This window comes from Paenibacillus sp. B01 (assembly GCF_009649995.1).
Lineage (GTDB): Bacteria > Bacillota > Bacilli > Paenibacillales > Paenibacillaceae > Paenibacillus_O > Paenibacillus_O pasadenensis.
Genome location: NZ_CP045802.1, coordinates 917,090 through 928,491 on the forward strand (window position 1 = coordinate 917,090; position 11,402 = coordinate 928,491).

Here is an 11,402-nt window from a genome sequence, read left to right on the forward strand (position 1 = left end):
CAAGGCAGCAGGGCTACGCCGGCTCTTCCGAGCGGGCAGCGAAACCGACAAGCGCCATGGAGGCGGCTTAGGCGCCTCCATGGTGCTTTTTGGCTTGGAGAAACCAGGCCAAGCGCAGCCATCCATGTGAAATAATGGGAATCGACCTGAAATCCGATGCCTAGGAACGGTTGTCCCGTCCTGCTACGCTGGAGGAGAGAGGAGCTGATGGCGACAAAAGATGAAAGCGTTTCCTTATCGGCTTGATCTCCATCCCATTTCCCAAGGAGGACCATGATGAACAAACGAATCGCCTGGCTGCTGCTGCTCAGCCTGCTCGCCGCGGTCGCCGTCCCGGCCGGAGCGGCTACCGCCTATAGCGGCGAGGTCGCGCTCGGCGCGGGCTCGTACTCGACGGTGCTGCCGCCCGGAGCGGTCAACGTGCAAAGCCAGATCTACAAGACGGGCAACGTCACCGGCGCGATGCCGACCAACGACTGGTGGAGCAACCTCGCCTGGGACACGTACTCGGAGGCCCAGTATCCGCATCCGCTGGCGATGAAAAACGGCTCCGGCGGCATCCGCATCTACTATCCGGGCAACCGGATCACGGCCAATTCGAGCTGCGTCTGCGGCTGGATCAACGACATCCACGACTTCACGGTCGGCCACTCGGCCGTCGCGAGCTTCCCGGACGCCAAGGTCGACGGCTTCAGCGACTGGTTCGTCAAAGCCCAGTACAAGAGCGGCGCGAGCGAGATGAACGTCAGCTACGGCCACGGCTCGCCGTATGTGTATTTCACCTACGCGGGCGGCAGCCCGAAAATCAGCTTCTATGACACGCCGACGATCTGGTCGGGCAGCGCCTCGACGCCGGTGCTCGGCATTACGGTCGCGGGCGCGCATTACGGCCTGTTCGGCGCCAGCGGCACGACGTGGAGCGGCATCGGCGACAAGACGCTGACGAACAGCGGCACGAGCTACTTCTCCGTCGCGGCGCTGCCGGACAACTCCGCGGCGACGCTGTCGAAGTTCGCCCAGTACGCCTACTCGCATGTGACGGGCACGACGGCCAGCTATTCGTACAACGCCTCCGCCAGCGAGGTGACGACGACGTACGCGTTCACGACTCAGGCTAAGCAGGGCACGCAGACGGGCACGCTGTTCGCGCTCTATCCGCATCAGTGGAAGAACAGCAGCACGGCGCTGACTTCATACGCCTACAACTCCGTGCGCGGCCAGATGAAGGTCGGGGAAGGGAGCTCCTTCCAGACGAAGATGAAGTATTACGGAGTATTGCCTAGCCTGCCGGATAAAGGCTCGTACAACCGCCAGCAGCTGCAGCAGTACGTCGACCAGGCGGAAGCCGAGACGTACACAGGCGACGGCGACACGTACTGGATCGGCAAGCGCCTCGGCAAGCTCGCCTCGCTCGCCCCGATCGCCGACCAGGTCGGCGACACGACGGCGGCGAACAAATTCCGCAGCGAGATCAAGACGATTCTGCAAAGCTGGTTCAAGTCGAGCGACAGCGCCGGCAATCTGAAATCGTCGCAGGTGTTCTACTACAACAACACCTGGGGAACGGTCATCGGCTACCCGGCCAGCTACGGCTCGAACAACGAGCTCAACGACCATCATTTCCACTATGGCTACTTCATCAAGGCGGCCGCCGAGATCGCCCGCGTGGACAAAGCCTGGGCGACGCAGTGGGGACCGATGGTCAACCTGCTCATCCGCGACATCGCGAGCAGCAGCCGCAGCGACTCGATGTTCCCGTATCTGCGCAACTTCGATCCGTACGCGGGCCACTCCTGGGCGGCCGGCCATGCGCGCTTCGGCGACGGCAACAACAACGAATCCTCCTCCGAGGGCATGAACGCCTGGGCGGGCATGATCCTGTGGGGCCAGGCGACCGGCGACACGACCGCGCGCGACACGGGCATCTACCTGTACACGACCGAGATGAACGCGATCAACGAATACTGGTTCGACGTCAACAACCAGAACCGGCCGGCCGGCTTCACGCGCTCCACGGCGAGCATGGTATGGGGCGGCAAGACCGTCGGTGACGGCACCTGGTGGACCGGCAACCCGGAGGAAGTGCACGGCATCAACTGGCTGCCCTTCACCGGCGCCTCGCTCTACCTGACGCAGTACCCGGACTACACGACGCGCAACTACAACGCGCTGGTGTCGGAGAACGGCGGCACGAGCTTTGACGCGTGGGAGGACCTGATCTACATGTACCGCGCGATCTCGAACCCCGGCGAAGCCAAAAGCTTCTGGACCTCGCGCGGCGGCGCGCTGTCGGCAGAAGCAGGCAATTCCAAAGCGTTCGCGTACCACTGGATCTACAATCTCGACGCGATCGGCAACCAGGACCGCACGGTCACGGCCAATACGCCGGCCTATGCCGTGTTCAACAAAAACGGCGTGAAGACCTACACCGCCTACAACCTGACGAACTCGGCGATCACGGTGACGTTCTCCGACGGCAAGACGATGAGCGTGCCGGCGAACGGCTCGGCGACGGAAGGCGCGGGCGGCAGCAATCCGACCCCGACGCCTACACCAACGCCAACGCCGACGGCGACGCCAACGGCGACACCAACGCCAACGGCCACGCCGACACCGACGCCGCCGGCTGGCCAGACCTACACCCATGCGGACTTCACCGCCACGGTGACGAAGAGCGGCTCCTCGGAGTCGATCGCGTTCACGCCCAGCACCGCCGCGGCCTATGTGGACGTCCACTATCTTGTGAACGGAGCGAACCAGCAGAACGTGCGCATGATCAAGAGCGGCTCGACCTGGACGCACACGATCCAGGGGCTGACCTCCGGGCAGTCGATCGAGCTGTGGTTCACCTACGAGAAGAGCGGTCCGCAGTATGATTCGCCGCATTATACGTATACGCATTAGCGATTAGACAGGCGGCGTAGGAGCAACGACTGAAGGAGCGTCCGTACCGTTCTAACGAGCGGTTCGGACGCTTTTTCGGTTGGAACCCGTTATAGTCGTTTTGGCTCCGCCTTGAAGCTCCCGGCGGTGTTAGGATGAATGAGAAGACATCATTCGATGGCCGATAGGGGGCAGATTCATGGGAAATCATGTTTCATCTAGCGGGGAGGATCAGATCCTCCGGCTCGACGGGGAGCACATCATGCTGAGAGAGTTCATCGCCGAGGATCTGGATCGTTTTCACTCCTTGACCTGGCAGCCGGAGATTCATTCCTACTTGCCGGGATGGAACGTATCCAAGGATACGCGCAAGGAGTGGCTGCTCCAATATGAGATTCCGGAGACCAAGCGGTTTCTGCAGGCGGTCAAGCAAAAAGAAGACGTCGGCGAGCTGCGTCTTCGGTTGGGGATTATTTTGAAGGAGACGGGGGAGCTGATCGGCTGGTGCTGCTCCGGAATCAAGGATGAGCTGCCCTGGCCGAACCGCGAGATCATGTACGCCGTCTCCAAGGATCATCGGGGCAGAGGCTATGCGGCTCAAGCGGCACAAGCGATGATACGCTACTTGTTTGATCAGGCCGATGTCGAGGCTCTGTGCGCGGTCGCGCTTGTCCGCAACCTGCCGTCCAATCGAGTCCTCGAAAAATGCGGGTTTGATTTTCAGGGCAAGCTGGAGATCGAGCAGGATGAGTACAACTCTTATGTTCTCCGAAGGAGCAATGGGGAGAGGGCGATGACGGAATAGACATGAGGAAAATTCTTGTTGGAATCTCGGACACTTGCCTAGCTGACTTGGATTAAGCTTTGGCTGCGGGAAGAATACAAAACAGGTAAGCGCGGCAGCATGTCGCGTTTACCTGTTTTCTCGTTGTCGTGGATTGGGGGAGTGCGGGGAAGGGCAAGGTGTGGCAGGCGTTAATCGCTGGAGCTCGGGCATTTCTTCCTTCTTCCCGTGTAGGAAGCGACGTTAGGATGTTATTGTGCCATACGTGGCCATGTTTAGTTTTAGTCCATGCTCCCCATGGGGGAGTAACTCAAAGCCCCTTTCTGGCCCCGAGCCCTCCTGACCGTTTCAACCCATGCTCCCCGTACGGGGAGTAACCTTGATGAAGTACATGCCGATCAGCGTCGAGTTCTCGTTTCAATCCACGCTCCCATGCGGGGAGCGACTCGCGCCGACGATGATCCATTTCTTCTTGCCGCTGTTTCAATCCACGCTCCCGGTACGGGGAGCGACGCGTCTTGATCTGCACCTTGTTGTAGTAGCTGCGGTTTCAATCCACGCTCCCGGTACGGGGAGCGACTGGGGGATCGCGTCTAGCCCAGTAACCACCTCAGGTTTCAATCCACGCTCCCGGTACGGGGAGCGACCGCGGTCGTTCAGCGTCAGCGGCAGGTCAGCGATGTTTCAATCCACGCTCCCGGTACGGGGAGCGACGGGGTCTGGGGCTGCGGCTCGCTGGTGCTGCTCGGGTTTCAATCCACGCTCCCGGTACGGGGAGCGACAGCGAAAAAATGCAGTTACATACCCTGCAGGTATGTAACCATCCTCTTTTCCTACTTCAATCAACTTAAAAAGTATGACCACATTCTTGACATAATCGATAAAGTGTGATTTCAGGCTCGATTCGACAAGTTTCGAGGTGCGAATCCCCCGGGGTTTTCATGGGAGCTTGGCATTCGCACCAAGCACCCGCTCTACTTTCAATCATACTTGATCTTCATTACGCTGCCAATGTCTTCCTTATCGGGCCGGAAGCGCCGTGCTTCCATCGCCTCCAACCTGCCTCCACGCGAAGCCGTCTGAAAGCCAAGCAGGGCTGCCCCCGCGCCGTGAGACGGCGTCGGGAACAGCCCTGCGTTCATTCCATAGATCCTACTCCATCTTCTCCTGGTTGTTGATGTCGATCTGGCCTTCGAACACGTAGGCGTTGTTCAGCATCATGACGTCGCGGAAGAACTGCAGCGGCACGTACGTCTTGCCGTCGACGAGCGCCGGAGCGGCGCCGAGCTCGATTGGAGCCATCTTGTTGTAGACGTAGTAGTCCTTGCCGACCGTCAGCGTCGTGGCGAGGCCGATGCGGCTCGACTTGGTGGACGCGTCCCATGTCAGCTTCTGGCCGAGCGCCTCGACGACGGCGCGCAGCGGCACCATGACCGTGCCGTCCTTGCTCGTATACGGCGATGGACCGGCCAGCTTCTTGCCTTCGACGACGATCGGGAAGCCGGCGACGTCGATCGTTCCGCCTTCGCCTGGCTCCGGCAGCGTGCCGATCGGCGGCACGGCTTCTTCGAACAGCACGACGATCTGCTCCGGCGACGTCTGCGGCGGCAAGCTGCGTGTCGTCACGCTGTATTTGACCGCCAGGGCGCGGCCCTTCAGGTCGCCGGTGAACGCCGTGCCGTCCTCAAGCACGAGCGGGGTCTGCTCGGAAACGTTGAGCACGAGCTGGCCGTCCTCGCTGATCAGCTGTCCGGCGTCGCCTTCCGCAGCCTTGAAGCGGTCGACCTTCCACGAAGCAGTTTCTTCGACCGGCACGAGCACCTCGGCCTCGAATTGCGGCGGGTAGATCATGAGCATCGGCTTCTTGGCGTCGTAGTAGGCGTTCCACTTCGTGCCCGCCTGCAGCTTGTCCGGGGCGGCGACGTAGGTGTCGCCGGAGACGGTCACGTTGGCGATGATCTCGCCTTTGTCATCCTGGAGGGAGACGGTCTTGGCGCCTTCCTTCGTCTTGCTGTCGGAGATTTCCTTCACCGTTCCGGTGACGCTCATATAGTTCGGCACGGCCGGCTGCTGCTGCTCGTTCTGGACGCTCGAGTCCGGCAGCGGCGCGGAGATCGGCACGATCGCTCCCGCCGGGCTGGCGGCGATGACGGAAGATGCGGCAAGGGACAGGGCTGCGACGGACAGCAGGGCTGGAATCGTCTTGGTCGGTTTTTTCATTGCTTTAGTCACTCCTGTTCGGTTATGGGGGTCTGGATACGAGTTATTACCCGTCTTCCTTCTCCCAAACGCGCCGCTGCGTCGGAAGGTTGCATGCCCAAGGCGGAAAAAAACCTGATTTTACCGCAACCTTTCGGGTTGCTGCTGCGTCAGGCGATGCTATTCTCTTCCAGTTGCGACGCGTTCGCCTGTCGACAATCAACACAAATTCGATTATAATCTAATTAGATTGTAATCGAAGGAGTGATGGCATGACGGGGCTTTCGAAGCGGCCGCCTAAGCTGATTCCCGCCTGTTGGAGCACGGAGCGCCTGACGGTTCGGGAGGTGTCGCCGGAGGACGAGACGGCGGCGAGCCGTCTGTTCGTCGAGGCGGGTCCGCTGCCGGAATGGACCGGCCGTTCGGCCGAAGAAGGCTATGTCGGTCGGGTGCTGAAAGGGAATCCCGATGTGCCCCCTGGCGGCAGCGCGGATCGGGTCCGCCTGCAGCTCGCCTGGCTGCGGGAGGAGGACGGCGCCGCGCGGCCGGCCGCCATCCTGGAGCTGTACCACGGTTATCCGGGCGAGGAGGATTTGTACATCGGTTATTTTGGCGTCGACGCTTCGTTGCGGGGGACTGGCATCGGGCGCGAGCTCGTCGAGGGCATCGCCGCGCAGGCCGAAGCTCTCGGCTTTCGCAGGATAAGGGCGGCGGTTGATTTGAAAAATTGGACCGGACTCCGCTTTTGGGTTACGCTGGGATTCGCCGAGGCGGTCAAGGTGGTCGGCGACGCCGTGCTCAGCGCTTCGACGTTCGGGCAGATCGAGCTGGCGCGCCGGCTCGGCTAGCGCAGCCGGTTTCGGGCGAAACAACGACCAAGGCCCCCGTCCCGATCAGGGACGAGGGCCTTGGCAGACCGCCGGAGGACGCTGCTCAGCCGAGCTTGGCCAGCTCGCGCCGCACGATCGGGGCGACCTTCGTACCGAGCAGCTCGATCGAGCGCAGCACGTCGCGATGCGGCACGGCGCTGACGTCGACATGATGGAAGAAGCGCGTCACGCCGAGGTTCTTGTGAAGCAGCAGGATCTTCTCCGCGACGTACTCCGGATCGCCGACGTACAGCGCGCCGCGCGGATCGCAGGCGGCGTCGAACGCCCGGCGGTCGAAGCTCGCCTGCCAGCCGCGCTCGGCGCCGATCTTGTTCATCTGCGCGCGGTACGGCTCATACAGCAGGTCGGCCGCAGCCTGCTTCGTGTCGGCGAGGAAGCCGTGGGAGTGCGTCGCGATCTGCAGCTTGGACACGTCATGTCCGGCTTGGGCGGCGGCGCGCTTGTACAGGTCGACGAGCGGCGCGAAGCTCTCCGGCATGCCGCCGATGATCGCATAGGCGACAGGCAGGCCGAGCAGGCCGGCGCGGATCGTCGACTGAGAGTTGCCGCCGGTGGCGATCCAGACCGGCAGCGGATCCTGCACCGCGCGCGGATAGACGCCGCGGTCCTCGATCGCCGGGCGCAGGCCGCCGCGCCAGCTTACCTTTTCCGACTTGGCGATGTCGAGCAGCAGCTCGAGCTTCTCGTCGAACAGCTCGTTGTAATCGTCGAGGCTATAGCCGAACAAAGGGAACGACTCGATGAACGAGCCCCGTCCCGCCATGATTTCGGCGCGTCCGTTCGAGATGCCGTCGAGCGTCGCGAACTGCTGGTACACGCGCACGGGATCGTCGGACGACAGCACCGTCACGGCGCTCGTCAGGCGGATATGCTTGGTCTGCGCGGCCGCGGCCGCCAGAATGACCGCCGGCGCGGAGCCGGCGTAGTCCGGGCGGTGATGCTCGCCGATGCCGTAGACGTCGAGCCCGACCTGGTCGGCGAGCACGATCTCCTCGACCGCCTCGCGCAGCCGCTCGGCGTGATTTTTCGGCTGGCCCGTCCCCGGATGCGGCGCCGCCTCTAGGAACGTGCTGATGCCGATTTCCATCGATGCCATATCGTTCATCTCCAATCTAGATGCTTCATGGCTTCATCATACTATAAAATATAATGTTTCTCAACTATAGTAAGTCAAAAGGGGGAGCTGGAATGCGGAAGACCGATGTCCGTCCGTGGACGCCGCAATGGCGGGAGCGGGCGGAGACGGAGATGGCCTGGCTCGAGGCGATGCTCGGCGGCGAGCTGCTGGAGCTGCATCACATCGGCAGCACGTCGGTCGAGGCGATCGGCTGGGCCAAGCCGGTCGTCGACCTGCTCGCCGTCGTGCGCAGCGTGCAGGCGCTGGACGCGCTGGAGGACGCCTTTGCGCAGCTCGGGTACGAGGCCAAGGGAGAGAACGGAATTCCTGGACGTCGCTTTTATGCCCAGGGAGGAGACCGGCGAACCGCGCATCTGCATGCGTTCGAGGCGGGAGCGCCGCAGATCGGCGTCCACCTGCGGTTCCGCGACTATCTGGAGGCGCATCCGGAGCGCGCGCGAGCGTACGGCGAGCATAAGCGCGAGCTGGCGGAGCGGTTCCCGGACGATACGCATGCATACCAGGAGGCCAAGCAGCCGTTCGTGCAGCGGCTCGTGCAGGAGGCGGAGGCATGGGCGGAGGCGGCGGAAAGGATGGCGGCTGGAGATGCCGAGGCGCGGAAGCTGGAGAGCGAGTCCGGAGAAGACTCCGCCCGTCCGCCGCGCCGTTCCGAGGACGAGATGACGGCGCTTATCCTTGGCGTCGCCCGGGCGGACGAGCGCGTCCGCGCCGTCTGCCTGAACGGCTCGCGCGTCAATCCGCTGGCGCCGCGAGACAAGCTCCAGGACTACGACGTCGTCTACCTCGTGACGGAGCTGGACGCATACCTCACCGACGACAGCTGGATCGACGTGTTCGGCGAGCGCGTCATCCTGCAGATGCCGGAGCGGATGGGGCTGATCCCCCCGGACGGCGGCGGGCGCTTCGCCTATCTGATGCAGCTGGCGGACGGCAACCGGATCGACCTGCGGCTCATCCCGCTGGAGCAGACGGACGCATATTTGGCCGAGGACCGGCTGACCCGCATCCTGCTCGACAAGGACGGCAGGCTGCCGGAGCTGCCGGAGCCGAGCGACGCGGACTTCCATGTCCGGCCGCCGCGCGGAAGCGAGTTCGCCGACTGCGCGAATGAGTTCTGGTGGGTATCGACCTACGTCGCCAAGGGGCTGTGGCGCGACGAGCCGCTGTACGCGCTCGACCATCTGAACGGCCCGGTGCGGGCGATGCTGCTGCAGATGCTGGACTGGCAGGCGGGAGCTCGGCACGGCTTCGCCGTCAGCACGGGCAAAAGCGGCAAGTACCTGGACCGCTGGCTGCCGGCCGAATCGTGGCAGGCGCTGCTCGCGACCTACCCGTCCGCGGACCGCGAGTCGGTCTGGACGGCGCTGCTGCGCATGGCCGAGCTGTTCCGCTCGTCGGCGCGCGATGTCGCCGCCCGGCTGGGCCTGGCGTACGACGAGGAGGAGGAGCGCCGCGTGCGCCGCTATCTGCTCGAGGTGAAAAGCGATACGGGACAGCGCTAGCGCCCCGGCCGGCCGGATTCAAGGCTCCGCCCGGCACCGCGGCGGCCGCGCTCCAGCCCGCGCCCGAGGCGCGTCCGAGGCGTGTCTGCCGCATGGCCGACGCGCCTCTCTTTGCGAGACGGGAACCTTTTCTCCATGCAGCGCGTCCGTAGGAAGGAAGAGGAGGGAAAGTCATGAAACGAATGCTGCACCCAAAAGCGCTGGCGGCGCTGCTGCTCGCCGGCCTGCTGGCGGGCGGCTGCTCGTCCGGGCCGGAGCTGCCGTCCGGCAGCGGAGCTCAGGCCTCGTCCGGGAGCCCCGCTCCGGCTGAGGCGCAGGCAGAAGCCGGAGCGCTGCCCGAGCAAGGACGGGCGGCCGTCGTCAGCCGCTCGCTCGGCTTCGGCGAGGTCAACCCGGCTCCGCTCGCGCTGTTCGAGGAGAGCGCGGAGATCGAGCCTTTCGAGGAAGCGATCCGCTCCAGCGAGCGGATCGAGGGCATCCTGGACGTGGCCGAGCCCGACCTCGACCTCGTGCTGCAGAGCGAGAGCGGCGCGAGGAAGGCGTATCATCTGTGGCTTCCGCTCGGCGGTCCCCGGACGGAAGGGATGAAGGGCATGGCGATGGAGGTCGCAAATACCCATACCGGGTACACGATCTCTGCGGCGGCGGCGAAGCAGCTGGCCGAGCTTGTCTTGAGCAAGGGCTACACGTCCGAGCAAGCTGTCAAGAACGGCGACGTCGTTTTCGGCCTCCGAGGACAGTTCAACGCGGACGTCTGGCAGGCGTTCGCCGAGAAGGTCGGGCGGGGCGAGGAGGCGGCCGTCCAGATCACGTCGTATACGATCGAGGGGGCTCCGATCTTCGAGAACCTGTCGCTTGAAGACGGCACGATCCGCTACCGGAGAGACGACCGCTTCGACGGCTATGCGACCAAGGAGCATCCCCGGATCTATTTCTGCAAGCGGCTGGAGGAAGGGGAGGCCGGCGAGGATACGGTCTATTCGCTGGCGGAGTGCGGCGAGGAAGCCTCGCCGTTCCTGCTGCGGCTGAGCGGCACGGGCGGCGGGAGCTAGATGAAAAAGGAGGAGAAGCCCATGATGGAGCATCTCGTATCGTTCAAATTCAACCGGCCGCTGGAGGCGGCCGAGCAGGAGGAGCTGCTCGCGCTGCTGCGCGGGCTGCGGGGGCAGGTGCCGGGCATCATCGAGCTGACCTGCGGCTTCAACGAGACGGAGGAGACGGACAACATCCACGGCTTCACGCTCGGCCTGCGCGTCACGTTCACGGATCGGGAGGCGCTGCGCGACTACGGTCCGCATCCGGCGCATCAGGCGTTCGTCTCGCGGCTGGAAGGGCTCGTGGAGCAGGTCGTCGTCGTCGACTACCCGTTCGGATGAGCCCGGCCGCGGACAAGACGATCTACCTGATCCGCCACGCCCGCGCGTCCGGTCAGGAGCCGCAGGCCGAGCTGACGGCGGAGGGAGCGGTCCAGGCGGAGCGCCTGGCGGAGCTTCTCGCCGGCCGCGGCATCGAGCGCATCGTCTCGAGCCCGTACTTGCGGGCGCTGGATACGATCGCGCCGTTCGCGGCGGCGGCGGGACTGCCGGTCGAGGAGGACGCGCGGCTGGCCGAGCGCGTGCTGTCCGCCGCGCCGCTGCCGGATTGGGAGGAGCGGCTGCGCGCCTCCTTCCTCGATCCGGAGCTGCGGCTGGACGGCGGCGAAAGCGGGCGCGAGGCGCTGGAGCGAGGCCAAGCCGCAATCGCGGAGCTGGAGCGGAGCGTGGGCGCGGGCAAGGCCGCGGCGGCGGTATCGCACGGCAACCTGCTGGCGCTGCTCGTCGGGGCGTTCGACCCGGCGTTCGGCTATGACGGGTGGCGCGCGATGCGCAATCCCGATGTGTTCGAGCTCGCGATCGGCGAGGGCGGAGCCCGGATCAGGCCGATCCGGGACGGCAAGTAACGATGGACCGGCAGCGGGGCTGCCGGTTTTTTTCGCCTCCGGCGGGCATGCGTGTGACGGAATTCAC

General features: G+C 64.1%; 9 protein-coding genes and 1 CRISPR repeat array. Of the genes, 7 read left to right on the plus strand and 2 right to left on the minus strand.

From position 1 onward, the window contains the following. Window positions 1–276 precede the first annotated feature (276 nt). Both GE073_RS04045 and GE073_RS04050 read left to right on the plus strand, forming a co-directional pair. The gene (locus GE073_RS04045; RefSeq protein WP_153782806.1) at window positions 277–2,904 is read left to right on the plus strand and encodes a glycosyl hydrolase; all 2,628 of its coding nucleotides are present in this window, start codon (window positions 277–279) and stop codon (window positions 2,902–2,904) included. A gap of 178 nt (window positions 2,905–3,082) precedes the next feature. Then, on the plus strand, window positions 3,083–3,688 hold the full coding sequence (locus GE073_RS04050; RefSeq protein ID WP_153782807.1) for a GNAT family N-acetyltransferase: 606 nt from the start codon (window positions 3,083–3,085) through the stop codon (window positions 3,686–3,688). A 459-nt stretch (window positions 3,689–4,147) separates the two neighbouring features. Continuing rightward, a CRISPR array of direct repeats spans window positions 4,148–4,449; the repeat unit is 33 nt; unit sequence GTTTCAATCCACGCTCCCGGTACGGGGAGCGAC. Window positions 4,450–4,819: 370 nt separating this feature from the next. On the opposite strand, the gene GE073_RS04055 is transcribed toward GE073_RS04050, so the two are convergent. After that, a complete protein-coding gene (locus GE073_RS04055) occupies window positions 4,820–5,887 on the minus strand; it encodes a copper amine oxidase N-terminal domain-containing protein (RefSeq protein WP_153782808.1) in 1,068 nt (355 codons plus the stop codon). A gap of 251 nt (window positions 5,888–6,138) precedes the next feature. Between GE073_RS04055 and GE073_RS04060 the strand changes: the two genes are divergently transcribed. After that, complete coding sequence (locus GE073_RS04060) at window positions 6,139–6,714, plus strand: GNAT family N-acetyltransferase (RefSeq protein WP_052333535.1); 576 nt, start codon at window positions 6,139–6,141, stop codon at window positions 6,712–6,714. A gap of 85 nt (window positions 6,715–6,799) precedes the next feature. On the opposite strand, the gene GE073_RS04065 is transcribed toward GE073_RS04060, so the two are convergent. Further along, window positions 6,800–7,843 (minus strand): LLM class flavin-dependent oxidoreductase, encoded by a 1,044-nt coding sequence (locus GE073_RS04065; protein ID WP_373864132.1) that lies wholly within the window; start codon window positions 7,841–7,843, stop codon window positions 6,800–6,802. Window positions 7,844–7,944: 101 nt separating this feature from the next. Here GE073_RS04065 and GE073_RS25915 point away from each other — a divergent pair, with 101 nt between their 5' ends. The 4 genes from GE073_RS25915 to GE073_RS04085 all read left to right on the plus strand — a co-directional run bounded on the left by GE073_RS25915 (window position 7,945) and on the right by GE073_RS04085 (window position 11,335). After that, entirely contained in the window at window positions 7,945–9,396 is a 1,452-nt protein-coding gene (locus GE073_RS25915; RefSeq protein ID WP_194843263.1) for an aminoglycoside 6-adenylyltransferase, read from the plus strand. 173 nt (window positions 9,397–9,569) lie between these two features. Continuing rightward, a complete protein-coding gene (locus GE073_RS04075; RefSeq protein WP_153782810.1) occupies window positions 9,570–10,448 on the plus strand; it encodes a DUF4362 domain-containing protein in 879 nt (292 codons plus the stop codon). A gap of 21 nt (window positions 10,449–10,469) precedes the next feature. Further along, window positions 10,470–10,772, plus strand: a complete 303-nt coding sequence (locus GE073_RS04080; RefSeq protein WP_153782811.1) for a Dabb family protein — start codon at window positions 10,470–10,472, stop codon at window positions 10,770–10,772. Beyond that, complete coding sequence (locus GE073_RS04085; protein ID WP_153782812.1) at window positions 10,769–11,335, plus strand: histidine phosphatase family protein; 567 nt, start codon at window positions 10,769–10,771, stop codon at window positions 11,333–11,335. Before GE073_RS04080 ends, GE073_RS04085 begins: the two co-directional genes overlap by 4 nt. The last annotated feature ends 67 nt before the right edge of the window (window positions 11,336–11,402 follow it).

What these genes read in the sequence shown, in the direction of transcription:
- GE073_RS04045 (WP_153782806.1), top strand. Translation starts at nt 277, where the DNA reads ATGAACAAACGAATCGCCTGGCTGCTGCTGCTCAGCCTGCTCGCCGCG.
- GE073_RS04050 (WP_153782807.1), top strand. Translation starts at nt 3,083, where the DNA reads ATGGGAAATCATGTTTCATCTAGCGGGGAGGATCAGATCCTCCGGCTC.
- GE073_RS04055 (WP_153782808.1), bottom strand. Translation starts at nt 5,887, where the DNA reads ATGAAAAAACCGACCAAGACGATTCCAGCCCTGCTGTCCGTCGCAGCC.
- GE073_RS04060 (WP_052333535.1), top strand. Translation starts at nt 6,139, where the DNA reads ATGACGGGGCTTTCGAAGCGGCCGCCTAAGCTGATTCCCGCCTGTTGG.
- GE073_RS04065 (WP_373864132.1), bottom strand. Translation starts at nt 7,843, where the DNA reads ATGGAAATCGGCATCAGCACGTTCCTAGAGGCGGCGCCGCATCCGGGG.
- GE073_RS25915 (WP_194843263.1), top strand. Translation starts at nt 7,945, where the DNA reads ATGCGGAAGACCGATGTCCGTCCGTGGACGCCGCAATGGCGGGAGCGG.
- GE073_RS04075 (WP_153782810.1), top strand. Translation starts at nt 9,570, where the DNA reads ATGAAACGAATGCTGCACCCAAAAGCGCTGGCGGCGCTGCTGCTCGCC.
- GE073_RS04080 (WP_153782811.1), top strand. Translation starts at nt 10,470, where the DNA reads ATGATGGAGCATCTCGTATCGTTCAAATTCAACCGGCCGCTGGAGGCG.
- GE073_RS04085 (WP_153782812.1), top strand. Translation starts at nt 10,769, where the DNA reads ATGAGCCCGGCCGCGGACAAGACGATCTACCTGATCCGCCACGCCCGC.